Source organism: Methylobacterium sp. WL64 (assembly GCF_008039945.1).
In the GTDB taxonomy this organism is placed as follows: domain Bacteria; phylum Pseudomonadota; class Alphaproteobacteria; order Rhizobiales; family Beijerinckiaceae; genus Methylobacterium.
In genome coordinates this window covers 168,116-188,665 of the sequence record NZ_VRVA01000003.1, presented here as the reverse complement: position 1 = coordinate 188,665, position 20,550 = coordinate 168,116, and the positions used below count along the sequence as shown (strand labels likewise).

General features: G+C 69.3%; 22 protein-coding genes. 21 read left to right on the top strand and 1 reads right to left on the bottom strand.

Going from position 1 to position 20,550, the window contains the following annotated elements; all coding sequences use genetic code 11:
• Positions 1-149: 149 nt before the first annotated feature.
• The 21 genes from FV242_RS03115 (at position 150) to dprA (ending at position 20,054) form a co-directional block, all read left to right on the top strand.
• Complete coding sequence (locus FV242_RS03115) at positions 150-731, top strand: hypothetical protein (RefSeq protein ID WP_147937900.1); 582 nt, start codon at positions 150-152, stop codon at positions 729-731.
• Positions 732-920: 189 nt separating this feature from the next.
• Positions 921-2,222 carry an SLC13 family permease gene (locus tag FV242_RS03110; protein WP_147937899.1) on the top strand — a complete coding sequence of 434 codons (1,302 nt, stop codon included), beginning with the start codon at positions 921-923 and terminating at the stop codon, positions 2,220-2,222.
• Positions 2,223-2,354: 132 nt separating this feature from the next.
• Positions 2,355-2,756 (top strand): succinate dehydrogenase, cytochrome b556 subunit, encoded by a 402-nt coding sequence (sdhC, locus tag FV242_RS03105; protein WP_147910782.1) that lies wholly within the window; start codon positions 2,355-2,357, stop codon positions 2,754-2,756.
• Positions 2,757-2,768: 12 nt separating this feature from the next.
• Positions 2,769-3,188, top strand: a complete 420-nt coding sequence (gene sdhD / locus FV242_RS03100) for a succinate dehydrogenase, hydrophobic membrane anchor protein (RefSeq protein WP_147937898.1) — start codon at positions 2,769-2,771, stop codon at positions 3,186-3,188.
• 32 nt (positions 3,189-3,220) lie between these two features.
• On the top strand, positions 3,221-5,038 hold the full coding sequence (gene sdhA, locus FV242_RS03095; protein ID WP_147937897.1) for a succinate dehydrogenase flavoprotein subunit: 1,818 nt from the start codon (positions 3,221-3,223) through the stop codon (positions 5,036-5,038).
• Positions 5,039-5,131: 93 nt separating this feature from the next.
• Entirely contained in the window at positions 5,132-5,956 is an 825-nt protein-coding gene (locus tag FV242_RS03090) for a succinate dehydrogenase iron-sulfur subunit (RefSeq protein ID WP_147937896.1), read from the top strand.
• 166 nt (positions 5,957-6,122) lie between these two features.
• The gene (locus tag FV242_RS03085) at positions 6,123-6,704 is read left to right on the top strand and encodes an AprI/Inh family metalloprotease inhibitor (RefSeq protein ID WP_147937895.1); all 582 of its coding nucleotides are present in this window, start codon (positions 6,123-6,125) and stop codon (positions 6,702-6,704) included.
• A 151-nt stretch (positions 6,705-6,855) separates the two neighbouring features.
• A complete protein-coding gene (locus tag FV242_RS03080) occupies positions 6,856-8,721 on the top strand; it encodes an ABC transporter ATP-binding protein (protein ID WP_147937894.1) in 1,866 nt (621 codons plus the stop codon).
• Between the two features lie 203 nt (positions 8,722-8,924).
• Complete coding sequence (gene petA, locus FV242_RS03075; RefSeq protein WP_147906554.1) at positions 8,925-9,518, top strand: ubiquinol-cytochrome c reductase iron-sulfur subunit; 594 nt, start codon at positions 8,925-8,927, stop codon at positions 9,516-9,518.
• 13 nt (positions 9,519-9,531) lie between these two features.
• A complete protein-coding gene (locus FV242_RS03070) occupies positions 9,532-10,818 on the top strand; it encodes a cytochrome b N-terminal domain-containing protein (RefSeq protein ID WP_147937893.1) in 1,287 nt (428 codons plus the stop codon).
• Positions 10,819-10,836: 18 nt separating this feature from the next.
• Complete coding sequence (locus FV242_RS03065) at positions 10,837-11,748, top strand: cytochrome c1 (protein ID WP_147937892.1); 912 nt, start codon at positions 10,837-10,839, stop codon at positions 11,746-11,748.
• Positions 11,749-12,015: 267 nt separating this feature from the next.
• Positions 12,016-12,891 (top strand): S-methyl-5'-thioadenosine phosphorylase, encoded by an 876-nt coding sequence (locus FV242_RS03060; RefSeq protein ID WP_147906557.1) that lies wholly within the window; start codon positions 12,016-12,018, stop codon positions 12,889-12,891.
• Between the two features lie 87 nt (positions 12,892-12,978).
• On the top strand, positions 12,979-13,566 hold the full coding sequence (gene hisB / locus FV242_RS03055) for an imidazoleglycerol-phosphate dehydratase HisB (protein ID WP_147855552.1): 588 nt from the start codon (positions 12,979-12,981) through the stop codon (positions 13,564-13,566).
• 75 nt (positions 13,567-13,641) lie between these two features.
• Complete coding sequence (locus tag FV242_RS03050) at positions 13,642-14,127, top strand: DUF2628 domain-containing protein (protein ID WP_147937891.1); 486 nt, start codon at positions 13,642-13,644, stop codon at positions 14,125-14,127.
• A 19-nt stretch (positions 14,128-14,146) separates the two neighbouring features.
• The gene (gene hisH, locus FV242_RS03045) at positions 14,147-14,806 is read left to right on the top strand and encodes an imidazole glycerol phosphate synthase subunit HisH (protein WP_147937890.1); all 660 of its coding nucleotides are present in this window, start codon (positions 14,147-14,149) and stop codon (positions 14,804-14,806) included.
• Positions 14,807-14,843: 37 nt separating this feature from the next.
• Positions 14,844-15,587, top strand: coding sequence for a 1-(5-phosphoribosyl)-5-[(5-phosphoribosylamino)methylideneamino]imidazole-4-carboxamide isomerase (gene hisA / locus FV242_RS03040; protein WP_147937889.1), 744 nt, complete (start codon positions 14,844-14,846; stop codon positions 15,585-15,587).
• A gap of 40 nt (positions 15,588-15,627) precedes the next feature.
• A complete protein-coding gene (locus FV242_RS03035; RefSeq protein ID WP_147937888.1) occupies positions 15,628-16,086 on the top strand; it encodes a DUF29 domain-containing protein in 459 nt (152 codons plus the stop codon).
• An 18-nt stretch (positions 16,087-16,104) separates the two neighbouring features.
• The gene (hisF, locus tag FV242_RS03030; protein ID WP_147937887.1) at positions 16,105-16,908 is read left to right on the top strand and encodes an imidazole glycerol phosphate synthase subunit HisF; all 804 of its coding nucleotides are present in this window, start codon (positions 16,105-16,107) and stop codon (positions 16,906-16,908) included.
• On the top strand, positions 16,905-18,209 hold the full coding sequence (locus FV242_RS03025) for a dihydroorotase (protein ID WP_147906563.1): 1,305 nt from the start codon (positions 16,905-16,907) through the stop codon (positions 18,207-18,209). The genes hisF and FV242_RS03025 overlap by 4 nt, the downstream gene beginning before the upstream one ends.
• Positions 18,206-18,811: a glycerol-3-phosphate 1-O-acyltransferase PlsY gene (gene plsY, locus FV242_RS03020; RefSeq protein ID WP_147906564.1), complete on the top strand. Its 606-nt coding sequence runs from the start codon at positions 18,206-18,208 to the stop codon at positions 18,809-18,811. Before FV242_RS03025 ends, plsY begins: the two co-directional genes overlap by 4 nt.
• A gap of 40 nt (positions 18,812-18,851) precedes the next feature.
• Positions 18,852-20,054 carry a DNA-processing protein DprA gene (gene dprA, locus FV242_RS03015; protein ID WP_147937886.1) on the top strand — a complete coding sequence of 401 codons (1,203 nt, stop codon included), beginning with the start codon at positions 18,852-18,854 and terminating at the stop codon, positions 20,052-20,054.
• Here dprA and ruvX read toward each other — a convergent pair.
• Positions 20,044-20,538 (bottom strand): Holliday junction resolvase RuvX, encoded by a 495-nt coding sequence (gene ruvX / locus FV242_RS03010; RefSeq protein ID WP_147906566.1) that lies wholly within the window; start codon positions 20,536-20,538, stop codon positions 20,044-20,046. The genes dprA and ruvX overlap by 11 nt on opposite strands.
• Between the last annotated feature and the right edge of the window lie 12 nt (positions 20,539-20,550).

Genomic DNA, 20,550 nt, shown 5'->3' with positions numbered 1-20,550 from the left:
ACCCTCGATACAGTCAAGCTTTCAATATTTTCGTACAATTTTCGCATGACAGCGACTGACTGACACGGCGTATTCAGTCGTCGCGCCGGGATACCTGCGATCGATCGGACGTTGGAAAGTCATACTCCTCGCAAGGATTGGACTTTCTCATGAAGCGCTTTGCTCTCGCATCGACGGCTCTGCTGGCGGCCTTCACCCTGGTCCCGGCCGGCGCGGATGCCCGCGGCTTCGGCGGCGGCGGCTTCCGGGGTGGCGGCTTTCACGGCGGCGGGTTCGGCTGTGGCGGGTTCCTGGGCGGCGCGTTGGGTGGCGGCGGTTTCCGCGGGGCCGGCTTGGGTGGCGGCGGCTTCCGCGGTTCAGCTCTTGGCGGTGGCGGATTTCGCGGCGCGGGCATCGGTGATCCCGGCATCGGGGTCGGCCGCGGTGTCGGAGTCGGTGGCTTCCAGCGCGGCGGCTTCGCCAATGCCGGCCGCGGCGGTCTGATCGGCCATCGCGGCGTCGTCGGCCGTGGGTTCGCCAACCGCGGCTATTATGGCCGGGGTTATGGTGGTGGCTACGGCCGCGGCCTGGGTTATGGCCTTGCCGGTGTCGGCCTCGGATTGGGGGTCGGCTACGGTCTCGGCGGTGTCGGATACGGCTTGGCCGGCGACGGCTACGGCGACAGCTGCACCGGTGCCTTCGGCTACGGTTACGATCCCGCCTATTGCGGCACCTACGGCTACGGCTACTGAACGCCGTCCGCAGGCTCCGTCGCTGCCATGAAGGCCCGGCCGGAAACGGTCGGGCTTTTTTTAGGCGCGAGGGCGGTTTCTGGACCCGTCGGCCTTCGCGGTTCGCGAAGGCTGCGTCGCGGACTGCCGAATTGCGAATGGTTCCAGACCGGCCCATGCAGGTGCTTGCGCGCAGAGCGGGAGGGGCGGATGAGCGGAGGAGCGGTCGTTCCGGCGACAGCCGCCCTGCTGGTGTTGTGCATGGGCCTCTGGGCCACGGCACTCCTGCCGGAGATCGTCACTGCGCTCGCCTTCTTTGGTCTGGCGATGCTGCTGCGGCTTGGAACTGCCGCCACCGTGTTCTCGGGCTTCTCGGCCTCGGCGTTCTGGCTGGTCCTGTCCGGCATGGTCGTGGGCCAGGGCATGACCCGCACGGGCCTCGGCGCCCGCATGGCCGGCGCGCTGGCGGGACGCCTGTCCGGCTCCTACGCGCAATTCATTGCCGGCCTTGTGATCCTGAGCTTCCTGATCGCGTTCGTGATGCCGTCCAACCTCGGCCGGATCGCCCTGATGATCCCGGTGACGCTCGCGCTCTGCGACAGCTTCGGGCTGGTGCCGGGCCGGCCGGGACGGACCGGCGCGGTCCTGGCGGTCGGCGTCGCGACGCCGATCCTGTCGGCGGCGATCCTGCCCGCCAACGTTCCGAATCTCGTGATGGCCGGCTCCGCCGAGAAGGTGCTCGGCCTGCACCTCTCCTACCTGTCCTACTTCGTCCTGCACGCGCCGGTCCTGGCGGTGGTGAAGGGCGCCCTGCTGGTGGCGCTGATCGTGCGCCTGTTCCCCGACCGGCTCAGCCCCGACGCACACGCCCTGCCGGTGCCGCGGCCCGTCTCGGGTGCGGAACGGCGCCTGGCGGTGATCCTCGCCTGCACTCTGGCGCTCTGGATGACCGACAGCCTGCACGGCCTCGCCCCGGCCTGGGTCGGGCTCGCGGCCGCGGTGATCTGCCTGCTGCCCAGGATCGGGGTGCTTCCGCCCGAGTCGTTCCAGCAGGTGAACCTGCGGACCTGCTTCTACATCGCGGCGCTGCTGGGCCTCGTCGCCCTGGTGAACGAGACCGGCCTCGGGGCACGGCTCGGCCATGCGCTGCTGGCCGTGGCGCCGCTCACCCCGGACGTGCCGACCCAGAACTTCGCGGTGCTCGCCGGCATCAGCACGGTCCTGACGCTGCTCGTCACGGCCAACGGGGCGCCGGCCCTCTACACCGCGCTGGCGGGGGAGATGTCCCAGGCCAGCGGGCTGTCGGCGCTCGCCGTCGTGTCCGTGCAGGTGATCGGCTATTCGACGCTGTTCTTCCCCTATCAGGCGCCCCCGATCGTGGTCGCCAGCGAGCTCGGTGGCGTGCGCCTGCGGGACGCGACGCGACTCACCCTGGCTTTCGGGCTGGCCTCGCTCGTGATCGCGACGCCCCTCGATTACGCCTGGTGGCGCCTCCTGGGCCAACTCAAGTGACAGATCCGCCACCCTATCAACACGCCCCCCGCATTGCGCCGCAGCATGACACATTGCGGCTTGGGCCCGGAGGCACTAGCGCTACCACCAGATTAGAGACGGTCCAGTTCGCAGCTGCGAGGCTTCAACCCAATGGCACCCACCGCCCGCCCGACAGTGGCACAGCCGCTTTCACCGCATCTCCAGATCTATCGCTGGACCTGGACGATGGCGATGTCGGTGTTTCACCGTATTACCGGCACCGCGCTCTACGGCGGAACTGCCCTCGTCGCGATCTGGCTCGTGGCGCTTGCCTCGGGGCCGGCGGCCTATTCCTACGTCGCCTGGTTCTTCGGCTCGCTGCTCGGCCGCCTGATCTTGTTCGCCTACACGTGGGTGCTGATGCATCACATGCTCGGCGGCCTGCGCCACCTGGTTTGGGATACCGGCGTCGGCTTCGACCGGGAGAAGCGCCTGAACATGGCGCGCCTGACGCTGGTCGGGTCGATCGCGCTCACCATCGTCATCTGGGCGGTCGCCCTTCTGGTCCGCTGAGGGGAGGCCGGCATGGCTAAGGAAGAGATCCGCCAGGACACCCGCGTCTCGATCCGCACGCCGCGCGCGCGCGTCCGCGGCATCGGCATCGCCCATCACGGCGCCGGCCACTGGTGGCAGCAGCGGGTGACCGCCGCGGCGAACGCCGTCCTGATGCTGGCCTTCGTGGTGATCGTCGCCAGCATGGCCGGCCGGGGCTATGTCGAAGCGACGCAGCTGATCGCGAAACCCTTCGTCTCGATCATCCTGATCCTGGCGCTCCTGTCGGTGACGATCCACATGCGGATCGGCATGCAGGTGGTGATCGAGGACTACGTTCACGGCCAGGGCACGAAGATCGCCGCCGTGTTCGCCAACAACATCTACGCGGTCCTGGTGGCCGTGGCTTGCCTCTACGCGGTCCTGCGCATCGGCTTCGGACAGCCGGCCTGAACCCCGCCATCACGCATTTCGAGGAGCCGATCATGGCCGCCAACGGCACCAACGGCAGCGGACCTGCCTACACCATCCACGATCACGCCTTCGACGTGGTGATCGTCGGGGCCGGCGGCGCGGGCCTGCGCGCCACCGTCGGCTGCTCCGAGGCCGGCCTGCGCACCGCCTGCATCACCAAGGTGTTCCCGACTCGGTCGCACACCGTGGCGGCGCAGGGCGGCATCTCGGCCTCGCTCGGCAACATGGGCCCGGACGATTGGCGCTGGCACATGTACGACACCGTGAAGGGGTCGGACTGGCTCGGCGACCAGGACGCGATCGAGTACCTCGTCCGCAACGCGCCGGCCGCCGTCTACGAGCTGGAGCATTGGGGCGTGCCCTTCTCCCGCACGGACGAAGGCAAGATCTACCAGCGCCCGTTCGGAGGCATGACCACCGATTACGGCAAGGGCACCGCCCAGCGGACATGCGCGGCGGCCGACCGAACCGGCCACGCCATGCTGCACACCCTCTACGGGCAGGCGGTGAAGAACCAGACCGACTTCTTCATCGAGTACTTCGCCCTCGACCTGATCATGGATGAGGACGGCCGCTGCCGGGGCGTCATCGCCCTCGACCAGGCCACCGGCGAAATCCACCGGTTCCGCGCCCAGACCACCATCCTGGCCACCGGCGGCTACGGCCGCGCCTACTTCTCGGCGACCTCGGCGCATACCTGCACGGGCGACGGCAACGCCATGGTGCTGCGGGCCGGTCTGCCGCTCCAGGACATGGAGTTCGTGCAGTTCCACCCCACCGGCATCTACGGCGCCGGCTGCCTGATCACCGAGGGCTCGCGCGGCGAGGGCGGCTACCTGACCAACTCCGAGGGCGAGCGCTTCATGGAGCGCTACGCCCCCTCGGCCAAGGACCTCGCCTCGCGCGACGTGGTCTCGCGCTCGATGACCATGGAGATCCGCGACGGCCGCGGCGTCGGCAAGAACAAGGACCACATCTACCTGCACCTCGACCACCTGGACCCGAAGATCCTGCACGAGCGCCTGCCGGGCATCTCGGAATCCGCCAAGATCTTCGCGGGCGTCGACGTGACCAAGGAGCCGATCCCGGTCATCCCGACCGTGCACTACAACATGGGCGGCATCCCCACGAACTATCACGGCGAGGTGCTGACCCTGCGGGACGGCAACCCCGACACCGTGGTGCCGGGCCTCATGGCGATCGGCGAGGCGGCCTGCGTCTCGGTCCACGGCGCCAACCGCCTCGGCTCCAATTCGCTGATCGACCTCGTGGTGTTCGGCCGCGCCGCCGGCAAGCGCTGCGCCGAGATCGTCGAGCCGAACGGCCGGGCCCAGGAACTGCCGAAGGGCGCCACCGACAAGGCGCTCGAGCGCCTCGACCGCTTCCGCCACGCCAACGGCTCGACGCCGACCGCGGAGCTGCGCGCCGAGATGCAGAAGACCATGCAGAACAACTGCGCGGTGTTCCGCACCGGCGAGGTCCTGGAAGAGGGCAAGGGCCTGATCCACAAGGTCTGGAACGCCGCCTCCGACGTGAAGATCACCGACCGGTCGCTGGTCTGGAACACCGACCTGCTCGAGACCCTGGAGTTCGACAACCTGATCGGCCAGGCGGTGGTGACCATGGAATCGGCGGCCAACCGCAAGGAATCCCGCGGCGCCCATGCCCGCGAAGACTTCCCGGACCGCGACGACAAGGAGTGGATGAAGCACACCCTCTCCTGGCTCGACGAGGGCCGCCACCAGGTCAACATCGATTACCGGCCGGTGCACACGTACACGATGTCGAACGAGATCCAGTACATCGAGCCGAAGGCTCGGGTGTACTGAATTCAACACTCTCGATGCGCGCGTCGGACCGCGGCGTGCGTATCCGTCCAGACCGGTTTCCGGTTCTGACCGATATTGCCGGATATAAACGCGATGGCCCAGTTCAACCTTCCCAAAAACTCCCAGATCACGCAGGGACGCTCGTGGGCACCGCCTGCCGGGTCCAAGAACCTGCAGACCTTCAAGATCTACCGGTGGAACCCGGATGACGGGGCCAACCCGCGGATCGACACCTATCAGGTCGACCGCGACGATTGCGGCCCGATGGTGCTCGACGCGCTGTTGTGGATCAAGAACAAGGTCGACTCGACCCTCGTGTTCCGTCGTTCCTGCCGCGAGGGCATCTGCGGCTCCTGCGCCATGAACATCGAGGGGCAGAACGCGCTCGCCTGCACGATGGGCATCGAGGAGTGCAAGAGCCCCGACAACGCCCTTCCGATGATGACCCGCAAGGACAAGGACGGGGCGATCCGGATCTACCCGCTTCCGCACATGCCGGTGCTGAAGGATCTGGTCCCGGACCTGACCAACTTCTACGCCCAGCACGCCGCGATCGAGCCCTGGCTCCAGACAGAGACCCCCGCCCCCGAGAAGGAGTGGCGCCAGACCCCCGAGGACCGGTCGAAGCTCGACGGCCTGTACGAGTGCATCCTGTGCGCGTGCTGCAGCACGTCGTGCCCGAGCTACTGGTGGAACGGCGACAAGTTCCTCGGCCCGGCTGCCCTGCTCCAGGCCTATCGCTGGCTGATCGATTCGCGCGACGAGAACACCGGCGACCGGCTCGACGCCCTGCACGACCCGTTCCGGCTCTACCGCTGCCACACGATCATGAACTGCGCCAACACCTGCCCGAAGAACCTGAACCCGGCCAAGGCCATCGCCGAAATCAAGAAGATGATGGTCGAGCGGGTGGTCTGACCGTTGGATCTGAGGCGCCCCGGCCACACCGGGGCGAAAAGGCCTTCCGTCCGCAGCGGACTCGGGTGCGGCCGGCGCGGTCGCCTTGCCGTCAGCGCATTTGCCACCGAGTCAGGGCCCAAGGCGCCGCCGTGCGCTTTTCCCAAGCCTGATCCGAAGTGGTCCGATGCTGCGCCCGAGCCTGCCGACCTTCGCCGCCCTGTGCCTGAGCGCCACGCTCGGCGCCTGCGCGTCCACCCGACTGGAAAGCCCGAGGACGAGGGCTCCGTCGCAGGCGCCTCTTGATTCCGTTCAGGCGGTCCCGTCGGGCACGGTGACGGCGGCGCCGCTCGCGCCCCCGCCCGGTGCGAGCGCCAGCCCCGACGCGCAGCCGCTGCCCGGCGCTCAGGCCAATGCGACGCCCAACACCCCCACGGTCATCGCCGAGCCGGTCGTGCCGCCGGCGCCGCCCCCACCCGTCGTCACCAGCGGCCGCGCCTCGGTGGTCGGCAGCTGGGACGCGCGGGACGCGACTGGCGGGAACTGCAAGGTGACCCTGTCCAGTGCCCCGGCCCTCGACCTCTACAAAGCCTCCGCGTCCGGCTGCCCCAACAAGGACCTCGCCCGGGTCTCGGCCTGGGATTTCCGCGATGGCGAGGTCTACCTCTATCAGCCCGGCGGCACGGTGGCGGCGCGGCTGCGCCAGGGCGGCGGCGCGCTCGAGGGGGCGCTGACCAAGTCGGGCGCCTCGCTCGCCCTGGCCCGCTGAACCGGATCCGCGACAACGGGATCGGCCGCGTCCGGCCGATCCTCAAGAAGGAATTTTATCTGAGGCCCCGGCGCCGCGACGACCGCGCGCGCTTGGCGGCCGACGGCTGGCGCTTACATGGTGGGCTCTCCCATCTGTGCGCCCGGAAGACATGTTCCTGAATTGGCTTGAGCGCCGCGTCGATCCGTTCGCGCCCTTCGACGAGACGCGGACCCCGCCGCGGACGGTGCTGGGCTTCGCTGGGTTCTACCTGCGTCCGATCCGGGCGGCCCTGGTGGCGTTGTTCGTCATCGCGGTGGTGGCAGGGACCGTCGAGGCCTCGCTCTACCTGGTGATGCGCTGGTTCATCGACCTGCTGGCCACGTCCGACCGGGCCAGCGTCCTGTCGGACCATGCGGTCGGGCTCGGGCTGGTGTTCCTGCTGATCGCGCTGGTGCGGCCGATCTCGATCTGGCTGCACGAGGTGCTGTCCAACCAGCTGATCGTGCCGCAATCGACCAGCCAGATCCGCTGGCGGGCGCATCTCTACACCCTCGGGCATTCGCTCTCGTACTTCCAGGGCGACTTTTCGGGCCGCCTTGCGAACCGCGTCGTGCAGGTCGGTCCGGCGGTTCGCGAACTGGCCGTCGTGTTCATCGACACGCTGCTCTACGTCGCGATCTACGCGGTGACAGCGGTCGGGCTGTTCGGGTCGATCTCGCCCTGGCTCGCCCTTCCGGTGCTGGTTTGGATCGGCGCCTATGCCGCGCTCACGACCTGGTTCGTGCCCCGCGCCCGCGCCCGCTCGCACAAGACCGCCGACACCCGCTCGGTGCTGATCGGCCGCATCGTCGATAGCTACACCAACATCCTCACCGTGAAGCTGTTCGCCCGCGACCGCGAGGAGCGTGCGACGGTGCGCGACGCGGTGGAGGTCCATACCGACGCCTACCTGTACCAATTCCGGCTGGTGACGCTGACGACCAGCGTGCTCGGGATGCTCAACAGCGCGCTGCTGATCGCCACCGGGGCGGCCTGCCTGATTCTCTGGCGGGACGGCAGCATGACCACCGGTGAAGCCTCGGCCGGCCTCGCCCTGATCCTGCGGCTCATCGCCATGTCAGGCTGGGTTATGCAGACGGTCCGCGGCGTGTTCGAGAATGTCGGGGTGATCCAAGAGAGCATGCAGACCATGGCGCGCCCGCACGCGCTGGTCGACGCCCCGGAGGCCCGCGAGTTGGCAGTCGCGGGCGGCGAGATCCGCTTCGAGAATGTCGGCTTCCATTACGGACGCGGCGACGCCACCGTGATCGAGGATTTCACGCTGACGATCCGCCCCGGCGAGAAGGTCGGGCTGGTCGGCGTCAGCGGCGCGGGTAAATCCACCCTCGCGAGCCTGCTGCTGCGCCTCTACGAGGTCGAGAGCGGCCGGATCCTGGTGGATGGCCAGGACATCGCGACGGTGACGCAGCAGTCGCTCCGCGAGGCCATCGCGATGGTCAGCCAGGACACGTCCCTGCTGCACCGCTCGATCCGCGAGAACATCGGCTACGGGCGTCCCGGGGCCACGCAGGAGGAAATCGATCGCGCCGCCCGGCTGGCCCATGCCGACCGGTTCATCGCCGATCTCGTCGATCACAAGGGCCGCCGGGGCTACGACGCCCAGGTCGGCGAGCGCGGCGTCAAGCTGTCGGGCGGCCAGCGCCAGCGCATCGCCATCGCCCGGGTCATGCTCAAGGACGCGCCGATCCTGATCCTGGACGAGGCGACGTCCGCCCTCGACAGCGAGGTCGAGGCGGCGATCCAGGAATCACTGGACACGCTGATGGCCGGTAAGACCGTGGTGGCGATCGCCCACCGGTTGTCGACCATCGCGGCGCTCGACCGCCTGGTGGTGATCGACCGGGGCCGAATCGTCGAGGAGGGCACCCATGCCGAACTCGTCGCCCGCGGGGGCGTCTACGCCGGCCTTTGGGCCCGCCAATCCGGGGGCTTCCTGGACGGTGGAACGGCCTGTCTCGACAGCGCCGTGGCGTAGCAGCGCAGGCCGGGCGCTGCCCTGCAACATATGACAACGATCGTGACCTAAGCGCGTCCTCCGGCGCCCCGGCATAGCTTGACTTGGGGGTGGCAGACGGTCTCATTGCTCAGATTAGAACGATAATGCTTTGATCTCGGTACAGCCGGGACATCAGGGCAGGGCACCTGCGGCCCTCACGCCGACGCACGGAGTTCCAAATCTTGGCGACCACCTCCGCCACTACTCCCGCATCCCGGGAGGGCAGCGCCCACGACGGCAGCTCCCAAGACGGCAGCCGCCGCGACTTCCTGTTCCTCGCCACGGGGGCTGGCCTCGCCGTCGGTGCGGGTGCCGCGGCATGGCCGCTGGTCTCCTCCATGGCGCCCGACGCCGACACGATCGCGGCCGGGGCGCCGATCGACGTCGATCTGACGCCCATCCAGGACGGACAGATCGTCAACGTCTTCTGGCGCGGCAAGCTGATCTTCGTCCGCAAGCTCACCGCCAAGGAGGTGACCGACATGGAGGCGGTCCCGCTGTCGGCGATGATCGATCCGGCGGCCTTCCCGACCCGGGTCAAGAAGGGCCACGACCAGTGGCTGATCGTTTACGGCAACTGCACGCATCTCGGTTGCGTGCCGATCGGTCACCAGGGCAGCTTCGAGGGCTGGGCCTGCCCCTGCCACGGCTCGCAGTTCGACGCCGTCGGGCGCGTCCGCCACGGGCCGGCCCCCATCAACCTGCCGATCCCGCCCTACGCCTTCGAGACGGATACGAAGATCCGGATCGGCGAGGGTGGCAAGGAAGCGGCGTGAGAAGGACGCGGACATGAGCGGAACTGCCAGCACGTACGTCCCGAAGAGTCGCGTCGCCAAATGGTTCGAGGCCCGGCTGCCGATCGCCGGGCTCGTGCACTCGTCCTTCATCGCCTATCCGGTCCCGCGCAACCTCAATTACTTCTGGACCTTTGGGGCGATTCTCGCCGCCTTCCTGGGAATCCAGATCGTCACCGGCGTCTGGCTGGCGATGCATTACGAGCCCTCCGCGACGGGGGCGTTCAACTCCGTCGAAAAGATTATGCGCGACGTGAATTACGGCTGGCTGCTGCGCTACGCGCACGCCAACGGCGCGTCGATGTTCTTCGTGGCGGTCTACGTCCACATGTTCCGGGCACTGTACTACGGGTCGTACAAGGCCCCGCGTGAGGTGCTCTACATCCTCGGCGTGATCATCTACCTGCTGATGATGGCGACCGCCTTCCTCGGCTACACGCTGCCGTGGGGCCAGATGAGCTTCTGGGGCGCCACCGTCATCACCAACATCCTAGCGGCGATTCCGGTGGTGGGCGACACCATCCAGACCCTGCTGTGGGGCGGCTACTCGGTCGGCAACCCGACCGTGAACCGGTTCTTCTCGCTGCACTACCTGCTGCCCTGGATGATCGCCGGCGTCGTCGTGCTGCATGTCTGGGCGCTGCACGTCACCGGCCAGAACAACCCGGCCGGCATCCCGATCAAGTCGGGCAAGGACGCGGTTCCGTTCACCCCCTACGCCACCGTCAAGGACGTGTTCGCCACCTGCGTGTTCATGACCCTGTTCGCGTGGTTCCTGTTCTACCAGCCGAACTACCTGGGCCACGCCGACAACTACATCCCGGCCAACCCGGCGGTGACGCCCGCGCACATCGTGCCCGAATGGTACTTCCTGCCGTTCTACGCGATCCTGCGGGCCGTCCCGAGCAAGCTCGGCGGCGTGATCCTGATGTTCTCGGCGGTGATCATCCTGGCGTTCGCGCCGTGGCTGGACTGGTCGCGGGTGCGCTCCTGCAACTACCGGCCGATCTACCGCCAGTTCTTCTGGGCGTTCATCGGCGCGACCTTCCTCCTGGGCTGGCTCGGATCCCAGCCGCCGGAGGGGGGCTACGTGATCGCGTCGCAGATCTGCACGGCCTATTACTTCGCCCACTTCCTGATCGTGATGCCGCTATGCGGCCTGTTCGAGACGCCCAAGGCGCTCCCGGCCTCGATCCTGGAGAGCGTGACCGGGCCGGGCAAACAGGTGAGCGGATCGGGGATGCCGGCGGGCGCCGCCGCCGCTCCGATTACCAAAGGCTGACGGGGTGACGACGGAACCATGATGATGACCCGCGTCCTCTCGACGACCGCTGCCGCCGCCCTCGCGGCGCTGCTGATCGGCGCCGTGCCGGCCTCCGCCCAGGAAGGGCATGGCGGCCCGGTGCCGGGCCGCGTCAACTGGAGCTTCGCCGGCACGTTCGGCCGCTTCGACACCGCCCAGCTCCAGCGGGGCTTTCAGGTCTACAAGGAAGTCTGCTCCGCTTGCCACTCGATGAAGCTGGTGGCCTTCCGCAATCTCGCGCAGGAGGGCGGGCCGGACTTCTCGGCCGCGCAGGTCAAGGCGCTGGCCGCGACCTACCAGGTGAAGGACGGCCCGAACGATGCGGGCGACATGTTCGACCGGCCGGGTCGGCCGGCGGACACGTTCCCGCCCCCCTTCCCGAACGACCAGGCCGCGGCGGCCGCCAACGGCGGCAAGGCACCGCCGGACTTCTCGGTGATCGCCAAGGCGCGGACCTTCTCCCGCGGCTCGCTGTACTTCCTGACCGATTGGCTGCCGCTGATCGGCTATTCCGAGCAGGGGCCCGACTACATCCATGCGCTCCTCAACGGCTACGAGGAGGCGCCGAAGGACTTCACGGTCCCCGATGGCGGCCACTACAACAAGTACTATCCCGGCCACATCATCGCGATGCCGCCGCCGATCACCGACGGCCAGGTCACCTACGCCAAGAACGACGCCGGCCAGCCCGTGGTCCCCGAGACGGTGGACCAGTACGGCAGGGACGTCTCGGCCTTCCTGATGTGGGCGGCCGAGCCGCACATGATGGACCGCAAGGCGCTTGGCTTCCGGGTGATCCTGTTCCTGATCATCATGTCGGGGCTGCTCTACTACGTGAAGAAGAAGGTCTGGGCCGATGTCGGCGGCGAGGTCCACGGCCTCCAGCCGGAGCTGCACAAGACCTTCTGAGGCGCCGCCTCACCGATCCTGCCGGGTGGGCCTCCTTCGGGGGGCCCATCTTTTTTGCGCTGGGACTGCGTGCTACCGGTCGGCGAACGCGATGGTCCGCCTCCCGGCAACGCAGATGCCCTCCACCCCCTCATCCTGAGGTACCCGCGTCGGCGGGCCTCGAAGGCGGGCTCCAGGGATAGCCGCTGACGCCGGAGGCCTCCGCTCCGCTCCGGCACCTCACGATGAGGTCGCGGATTGGACGAACCTCACGAAAGGGAAACCGGCATGACGGCAGCGGTGCTCGGGGTGATGGGCGGGTCTGGGGTCTACGACCTGCCGGGCCTGGAGGACGTGCGCGAGGAGCAGGTCGCATCGCCCTGGGGCGAGCCATCGGACGCCCTGCGCATCGGGCGGATCGGCGACACCAAGATCGTGTTCCTGGCCCGCCACGGGCGCGGCCACCGGTTCTCGCCGTCGGGCATCAATTACCGCGCCAATATCGACGCGATGAAGCGGGCGGGCGTGACGGATCTGGTCTCGCTCTCGGCCTGCGGATCGTTCCGCGAGGAGCTGCCTCCGGGACTGTTCGTGCTCGTGGATCAGTTCGTCGACCGCACCCATGGGCGCGCGTCGTCGTTCTTCGGCGACGGCTGCGTGGCCCATGTCTCGCTCGCGCATCCGGTCGGCCCGACCCTGCAGGCGCACATCGCGGCGGCGGCCAAGGCCGAGGACATTCCCGTCCATCGCGGCGGGACCTATGTCTGCATGGAGGGCCCGCAATTCTCGTCGCTCGCCGAATCCCGCGCCTACAAGGCACAGGGGTTCGACGTCATCGGCATGACCAACATGCCCGAGGCGAAGCTCGCCCGCGAGGCCGAGATCACCTACGCCACGATCGCCATGGTGACCGACTTCGATTGCTGGCACCCCGGCCACGACGCCGTGGACGTCGCCGCGGTGATCGCCGTGGCCCGGGCCAACGCCGACAAGGCCGCCCGGCTGGTGGCACGGCTCGCCCGCGATTTCCCGGCCACGCGCGAGCCCTGCCCGGCCGGTTCGCACCGGGCGCTGGACGGCGCGATCATGACCGCGCCGGCCGCCCGCGACCCGGCGGTGCTGGCCAAGCTCGACGCTGTGGCGGGCCGGGTGCTGAACGGCTAGGGCGGCGTCGCCCTTTCCATTCCGAACGAAGTCACACTAGAACGCCCGCGCGGCCGCAGGCCGGCCCCGACGCAAAGTCCTCATAAAATGCGCAGCGCCTCCATCAGCCGGAAGACCGCCGAGACCGACATCGCGGTTAGCGTCGGCCTCGACGGGACCGGGCAGTCGAAGATCGCCACCGGCATCGGCTTCCTCGATCACATGCTGGACCTGTTCGCCCGGCACGGCCTGTTCGACCTGGAGGTCAAGGTCGACGGGGACCTGCATATCGACCAGCACCATTCCGCGGAGGATTGCGGCATCGCGCTGGGCCAAGCCTTCGCCAAGGCGCTCGGCGACAAGCGCGGCGTGACGCGCTACGCCGACATCCACCTGCCCATGGACGAGGCGCTGACGCGGGTCTGCGTCGATATCTCGGGGCGGCCGTTCCTGGTGTTCCGCACCACGTTCAAGGTGGAGAAGATCGGGCAGTTCGACACCGAGCTGGTCCGCGAGTGGTTCCAGGCCTTCGCGATGAATGCCGGGCTGACGCTGCACGTCGAGACCCTGTACGGCGACAACGCCCACCACATCGCCGAAAGCTGCTTCAAGGGCCTGGCCCGCGCCTTGCGGAAAGCCGTCGCGATCGATCCCCGCGAGGAGGGACGCGTTCCCTCTACGAAGGGCTCCCTGTAGACCGTCGTTTCGTCCTTGAGTTTGCACCGTCCCGAAAACATCGTTCGGGATAGCGCCGGAGCCGGGAGACCCGCCATGCGGATGCGCAGCTACACGCTCCACCTGCCGATCGATGCGCGGCCGGGCGAGTCCATCGGCCTCGACAGGGCCGTGCTCGTGCCGGACGGCTTTGCTTGGCCGGCCTTCGCCTTCGGCGTGCTGTGGTTCCTGTTCCACCGCCTCTGGATCGCGGCGCTCATCGTCCTGGCGGGGTTCCTGGCCCTGGCCGGCATCGGCCATCTGCTGGGATTGCCGGCGGGGATCGCCACGCTCGTCACGCTGCTGACCTCCTGGCTGGTCGGCCTCGAAGCCTCGAGCCTGCGCCGCTGGACCCTGGCGCGCCGGGGATGGCCGGCCCGGGATGCCGTCATCGCCGCTACCCCCGAGGAGGCTGAAGCCCGAGCCCTCAACCGCTGGCTCGATTCGAGCGCAGCGGCGCCGCGGGCGCCGTTCCCGGCCGGGCCGACCCGACGCACCGAGCCGGTGATCGGCCTGTTCCCCGCGCAGGAAATCGCCCGGTGACTGTCACGTCGAGACCCGCATGAGTACCGAGACGGTCGCGATCATCGATTACGGGTCGGGCAACCTCCATTCGGCCGCCAAGGCGTTCGAGCGCGCCGCTCGAGAGAGTGGGCGCGACGCCCGGATCCGCCTGACCTCCGACCCGGCCGTGGTGGCCGCCGCCGACCGCGTCGTCCTGCCGGGCGTCGGCGCCTACGCGGATTGCCGGCGCGGGCTCGATGCCGTCCCCGGCATGGTCGAGGCAATGACCGAGGTGGCGCAGGTCGCCGGCCGGCCGTTCCTGGGGATCTGCGTCGGCATGCAGTTGCTCGCGACCCGCGGTCTCGAATACGAGACCACGCCGGGTCTCGGCTGGATCCCGGGCGACGTCGCGCCGATCCGCCCGTCCGATCCGGCGCTCAAGATCCCCCATATGGGCTGGAACACCCTGCTGGCGGCTCGCGACCACGCGCTGCTCGCCGGCATCCCCACCGGGGAAGACGGCCTGCACGCCTACTTCGTGCACAGCTTCGCGCTCGCCGCCGCGCACCCGGACGACGTGGTCGCGCAGGCCGAGTACGGTGGGCCGGTCACCGCCATGGTCGCCCGCGGCAACATCGCCGGAACGCAATTCCACCCCGAGAAGAGCCAGCGCCTCGGCCTGGCTCTCATCGCGAACTTTTTGAACTGGCGCCCCTGAGCGGGCTCCGGCTTCGGCCAGAAGGAAACGACCACCCGTGATCCTGTACCCGGCGATCGACCTGAAGGAAGGGCGCTGCGTCCGCCTCATCCAGGGGGATATGGCGCAGGCCAAGATCTTCGGTGACGATCCGGCCGCGCAGGCCGCGACCTTCGAGGACCAGGGCTTTCCCTGGCTGCACGTGGTCGATCTCGACGGCGCCTTCGCGGGCGCGCCGCGCAACGCCGGCGCGGTCGATGCGATCCTGGCCCGGGTCGGCGTCCCGGTGCAGCTCGGCGGCGGGATCCGCGAGATGAAGACGCTCGAGGGCTGGCTTGCGAAGGGCGTAGCCCGGGTGATCATCGGCACCGCCGCCGTGCGCGATCCCGCATTCGTCCGGGAGGCGGCGCGCCTGCATCCCGGCAAGATCGCGGTGGGCATCGACGCCAAGGACGGCCGGGTGGCGGTCGAGGGCTGGGCGCAGACCTCCAGCATGACCGCCGAGGAGCTCGGCCGCCGGTTCGAGGATGCCGGCGTCGCGGCGATCATCTACACCGACATCGCCCGCGACGGGATCCTCAAGGGCCTCAACGTCGAGATGACCCTGGCGCTGGCACAGGCCGTGCGGATCCCGGTGATCGCCTCCGGCGGCCTCGCCTCGATCGACGACGTGCACCGCCTGCTCCAGCCCGATTGCGCCCTTATCGCCGGCGCCATCACCGGCCGGGCCCTCTACGACGGCCGCATCGACCCGCAGGCCGCCCTCGCGGCGATCGCGCAGGCACGCGGCCCAGCGGCGTGATAGGTTTGACGATCGACGCCCATCGACCCAAGAAGTTGTCATGGCCCACCGCGCACCAGTCGGAACGGCCTACCAAGACGACTTCTACGCCTGGACGCAGGATCGGCGCGCTCTCCTGCGTGCAGGCGCCGTAACGGGGCTCGACCGGGAGACTCTCGCTCAGGAGATAGAGTGCTTAGGCCGGATTCAATTCGCCGGCTTGATGGGCGTCTTGCGGGGGGTACTCGCGACCGTGCTCACGGTCGACGACGGCTCAAGCGCGCATAGCCGACGCGATGCAATCGATATCGCAAGGCACCGGAACCACGTCTCTGACGAACTTCGTGACAGCCCAAGTCTCAAGAACCGGCTGGGCGATGCTGTCGGGCGGGCTTATCGATCCCCCCGCCTTGAAGCCGCGGACACGACAGGTCTCGCCTTGAGGCACTTCCCAGAAGCCTGCCCCTACACGTATCAGGACATCATGGATCGGCCGTTCGCGATCGATCCCGAAACCTGATCGGACCGCCGAGGGCTCGTGCTCAAGACCCGCATCATCCCCTGCCTCGACGTGAAGGACGGGCGCGTCGTGAAGGGCGTCCGCTTCGAGGGCCTGCGCGACGCCGGCGACCCGGTGGAGGCGGCCAAGGTCTACGACGCGGCCGGTGCCGACGAGCTGTGCTTCCTCGACATCACCGCCAGCCGCGAGGCCCGCGGGACGCTGCTCGACATCGTCAGCCGGACCGCCGAGGCCTGCTTCATGCCCCTCACGGTCGGCGGCGGCGTCCGCGCGGTGGAAGACGTGCGCGGGCTGCTCCTGGCCGGTGCCGACAAGGTCGCGATCAACACCGCCGCCGTGAAGGACCCGGACCTCGTCGCCCGCGCGGCTGAGAAATTCGGTGCGCAGTGCATCGTGGTGGCGATCGACGCCAAGCGGGTCTCCGGCCCCGGCGAAGCCGCCCGCTGGGAGATCTTCACCCATGGCGGCCGCGATCCGACCGGCATCGACGCGGTGGCGTTCGCCCGCCTCGTCGCCGGGAAGGGCGCAGGCGAGCTGCTGGTCACCTCGATGGACAAGGACGGCACGCGCTCCGGCTACGACCTCGCGCTGACGCGGGCGATCAGCGACGCCGTGACCGTCCCGGTGATCGCCTCGGGCGGGGTCGGCGGTCTGGACGACCTCGTGGCCGGCGTGGCCCAGGGCGGCGCCAGCGCCGTGCTGGCCGCCTCGATCTTCCATTTCGGGCAGGCCAGCGTGGCCGAGGCCAAGGCCCATATGGCGGCGGCCGGCCTCGCCATGCGTCTCGACGGCCCGGCATCCTCAGCGAGAGCGCCCCTGTGAGCAGCATTCTTCTGGCCAACGCGACCCTCCTCGACCCGGCGACGGGCCACGAGACGCGGGGGGCCGTTCTGGTGCGCGACGGCCGGATCGCCGACATCGCCGAGGGGGCCGCCCCCGGAGTTCCGGCGGAGGCCACGCGGATCGATTGCCGTGGGCGTGTTCTCACCCCGGGCCTGATCGACATGCGTGCCTTCGTGGGCGAGCCCGGGGCCGAACACCGCGAGACCCTGGCTTCGGCCAGCGCCGCCGCGGCGGCGGGCGGCGTCACCACCCTGGTCTGCATGCCCGACACCAACCCGGTGATCGATGGCCCGGCGATCGTGGACTTCGTGCTCCGCCGCGCCCGTGACACCGCGTGCGTCAACGTCCTGCCCGCGGCCGCGATCACCAAGGGCCTGGCCGGCAAGGAGATGACCGAGTTCGGCCTGCTCCAGGAAGCGGGCGCGGTGGCATTCACCGATGGCCTGCATGCGGTCGGCAACGCCCAGGTGATGCGTCGTGCGCTGACCTACGCCCGGGATTTCGATGCCCTCCTCATGCAGCATGTCGAGGATGCCGACCTGGTCGCCGAGGGCGTCATGAACGAGGGCGAACTCGCCTCGCGCCTTGGGCTGATGGGCATCCCCCGGGAGGCTGAAACGGTGATGCTGGAGCGCGACATCCGCCTCGTCCGGCTGACCGGCGCCCGCTACCACGCGGCCATGATCTCGACCGCCGATTCGGTCGAGATCGTGCGCCGGGCCAAGCAGGACGGGCTGCCGGTGACCTGCGGGGTCTCGGTCAACAACCTCGTTCTGAACGAGAACGACATCGGCCATTACCGCACCTTCTGCCGGCTCTCGCCGCCGCTCCGCGACGAGGCCGACCGGCACGCCATGGTGCAGGCCCTGAACGAGGGCGTGATCGACGTCGTCGTCTCCGATCACAACCCGCAGGATGTGGAGACCAAGCGCCTGCCCTTCGCGGAGGCGGCCGACGGGGCGCTGGGGATCGAGACCCTGCTCGGCGCGTCCCTGCGGCTGGTCCATACCGGCGACCTCGCGCTCGCCAAGCTCGTGGCGGCGCTCACCGTCAACCCGGCCCGGATCCTCGGCCGCGAGGCCGGCCGGCTGGCGGTCGGTGCGCCCGCCGACCTCGTGCTGATCGACCCCGATCTGCCCTACGTGCTCGACAAGCGGCGGCTCAAGTCGCGCTCGAAGAACTCGCCGTTCGATGAGGCGCGCCTCCAGGGCGCCGCGGTGCTGACGCTGGTCGGAGGCCGGACGGTACACGCCCTCGACGATCTGGCGGCGGCGGCATGATTTTCCCGGACCTCGCGACGCCGGCCGTCCTCGGCGGCCTCGCCCTGGGTTATGCCCTGGGGGCGATCCCGTTCGGGCTGATCCTGACGCGCTTCGCCGGCCTCGGCGACGTCCGGGCGATCGGTTCAGGCAATATCGGCGCGACCAACGTGCTTCGCACCGGCCGGAAGGGTCTCGCCGCCGCGACCCTGCTGGGCGATGCCCTGAAAGGAACCGCCGCGGTGCTGATCGCCCGGCAGTTCGGCGAGGGACCGGCGCTCGCCGCCGGGCTCGGAGCCTTCCTGGGCCATCTCTTTCCGGTCTGGCTCGGCTTCAAGGGCGGCAAGGGGGTGGCGACCTTCATCGGCGTGCTGCTGGCCTTCAGCCCGCCGGCTCTGGCGGCCTTCGCGGCGATCTGGCTCGGCCTGGCCTTCGCGCTGAAATACTCGTCGCTGGCGGCCCTGGCCGCCTCCGCGGCGACGCCGCTCGTGCTGTGGGCGCTCGGCGCGCCGACGCAAGCTGTGCTGTTCCTGCTGCTCGGCCTGCTGCTATGGTGGAAGCACGCACCCAACATCCGCCGACTCGCGGCCGGCTCAGAGGGGCGTATCGGCCAGAAGGGCTGAGCCGTCACGGGCGACGGCGTGATCCCGAGGAGGGGGCGCCATGCAGCTCAGCGACGCCCAGCGCCTCGACTGGCTGCGGCTGATCCGGACCGAGGGCGTAGGCCCCCGCAGCTTCCGCTCGCTGATCAACCGGTTCGGCGGCGCCGCCGCAGCCCTCGAAGCCCTGCCTTCGCTGACCGGGCGCCAGGGGAAACGCATCGAGCCGCCGAGCCGGATGCAGGCCGAGGACGAGGTCGCCGCGCTGGCACGCCTCGGGGGTCGGCTGCTCGCCACCGGTGAACCGGACTTTCCGCGCCTGCTTCAGGTTACCGACGCGGCCCCGCCGCTCATCGCGCTGCGTGGCGACCCCAGGATCCTGGCGCGGCCCGCCATCGCCATCGTGGGGTCGCGAAACGCGTCGACCGCCGGGCTCGCCTTCACGGAGCGGCTGGCCCGGGGCCTCGGCGAAGCCGGTCTCGCCGTGGTCTCGGGGCTCGCCCGGGGGATCGACGCCCGCGCCCACAAGGCCAGCCTGCACACCGGCACCGTCGCAGTGATGGCCGGCGGGCAGGACCGGATCTACCCCGCGAGCCACGCGGCCCTGGTCGACGCGATCCTGGGGGAGGGCGGTGCGGTGCTGGCCGAGATGCCGATCGGCTGGGACGCGCGCGGCCGGGACTTCCCGCGTCGCAACCGCATCATCTCGGGCCTGGCCTACGGAACGATCGTGGTGGAGGCGGCGCGCCGCTCCGGCTCGCTGATCACGGCGCGCTACGCCCTGGAGCAGAACCGCGAAGTGTTCGCCGTCCCGGGCTCCCCGCTCGACCTGCGGGCGGAGGGCACCAACGACCTGATTCGCCAGGGCGCGACCCTGGTGGCCGACATCGACCACGTCCTCGCCGTGATCGGCCCGATCATCGATCGCGGCCCAGATCCCGATGCAGCCCCCGCACGGGACCGGCCGGACTTCGCCGAGCAACCGGATTTCTGGGACGAGATCGATCTGGATGGGCGGGCGGACCTGCTCAACGACAGCACCAGGATGGCCGCCGGTCCCGACGCGCCGGCGGTCGAACCGGAGGAGCCTACAGACGACCGCCAGAGAATCATCGCCCTGCTGGGGCCGTGCCCGGTTGGGACCGACGAGCTCGCGCGCAGCGCCGGGGTCGGCGCCCGGGTGGTGCAGACGGTGCTGCTGGAGCTGGAGCTCGACGGCCGGATCGAGCGGCACGGCAGCGGTGCGGTCTCGCTCCTCAGTCGTTGAGTGCGTCTGCGTCGGAATCCGCGAGGTTGCGCATCACGTCGAGGCAGCCCTGCAGGATGTAGGCGGCGGCGAGCTTGTCTACGAGCTGGCCGCGCCGGGCCCGGGAGGCATCCGCCTCGATCAACGCCCGGGTCACCACGGCCGTGGACAGGCGTTCGTCGAAGAAGACGTGCGGGATGTCGATGATCGGCCTGAGGTTGCGGATGAAAGCGCGGGTCGATTGCACCCGCGGCCCCTCGCTGCCGTCCATGTTCAGGGGCAGCCCCATCACCAGGCCGCCGACCGCGTGCTGCCGGCACAAGGCGGCCAGGCGCTGCGCGTCCGGGGTGAACTTCACCCGGCGGATCGTCTCGAGCGGGCTCGCGATCTGGCGGCCGAGATCCGACAGGGCGAGCCCGATCGTCTTGGTCCCGAGATCGACCCCGATCAGGCGCGCGCCACCGCGCGATGCGGCCGCGAAGGTGCGGATCTCGTCGAAGTTCATAGCTCCGCCTGA

Excerpts from the sequence above, each read along its gene's own strand:
- FV242_RS03115 (WP_147937900.1), top strand. The coding sequence starts at position 150 with ATGAAGCGCTTTGCTCTCGCATCGACGGCTCTGCTGGCGGCCTTCACC.
- FV242_RS03110 (WP_147937899.1), top strand. The coding sequence starts at position 921 with ATGAGCGGAGGAGCGGTCGTTCCGGCGACAGCCGCCCTGCTGGTGTTG.
- sdhC (WP_147910782.1), top strand. The coding sequence starts at position 2,355 with ATGGCACCCACCGCCCGCCCGACAGTGGCACAGCCGCTTTCACCGCAT.
- sdhD (WP_147937898.1), top strand. The coding sequence starts at position 2,769 with ATGGCTAAGGAAGAGATCCGCCAGGACACCCGCGTCTCGATCCGCACG.
- sdhA (WP_147937897.1), top strand. The coding sequence starts at position 3,221 with ATGGCCGCCAACGGCACCAACGGCAGCGGACCTGCCTACACCATCCAC.
- FV242_RS03090 (WP_147937896.1), top strand. The coding sequence starts at position 5,132 with ATGGCCCAGTTCAACCTTCCCAAAAACTCCCAGATCACGCAGGGACGC.
- FV242_RS03085 (WP_147937895.1), top strand. The coding sequence starts at position 6,123 with ATGCTGCGCCCGAGCCTGCCGACCTTCGCCGCCCTGTGCCTGAGCGCC.
- FV242_RS03080 (WP_147937894.1), top strand. The coding sequence starts at position 6,856 with ATGTTCCTGAATTGGCTTGAGCGCCGCGTCGATCCGTTCGCGCCCTTC.
- FV242_RS03070 (WP_147937893.1), top strand. The coding sequence starts at position 9,532 with ATGAGCGGAACTGCCAGCACGTACGTCCCGAAGAGTCGCGTCGCCAAA.
- FV242_RS03065 (WP_147937892.1), top strand. The coding sequence starts at position 10,837 with ATGATGATGACCCGCGTCCTCTCGACGACCGCTGCCGCCGCCCTCGCG.
- FV242_RS03060 (WP_147906557.1), top strand. The coding sequence starts at position 12,016 with ATGACGGCAGCGGTGCTCGGGGTGATGGGCGGGTCTGGGGTCTACGAC.
- hisB (WP_147855552.1), top strand. The coding sequence starts at position 12,979 with ATGCGCAGCGCCTCCATCAGCCGGAAGACCGCCGAGACCGACATCGCG.
- FV242_RS03050 (WP_147937891.1), top strand. The coding sequence starts at position 13,642 with ATGCGGATGCGCAGCTACACGCTCCACCTGCCGATCGATGCGCGGCCG.
- hisH (WP_147937890.1), top strand. The coding sequence starts at position 14,147 with ATGAGTACCGAGACGGTCGCGATCATCGATTACGGGTCGGGCAACCTC.
- FV242_RS03035 (WP_147937888.1), top strand. The coding sequence starts at position 15,628 with ATGGCCCACCGCGCACCAGTCGGAACGGCCTACCAAGACGACTTCTAC.
- plsY (WP_147906564.1), top strand. The coding sequence starts at position 18,206 with ATGATTTTCCCGGACCTCGCGACGCCGGCCGTCCTCGGCGGCCTCGCC.
- dprA (WP_147937886.1), top strand. The coding sequence starts at position 18,852 with ATGCAGCTCAGCGACGCCCAGCGCCTCGACTGGCTGCGGCTGATCCGG.
- ruvX (WP_147906566.1), bottom strand. The coding sequence starts at position 20,538 with ATGAACTTCGACGAGATCCGCACCTTCGCGGCCGCATCGCGCGGTGGC.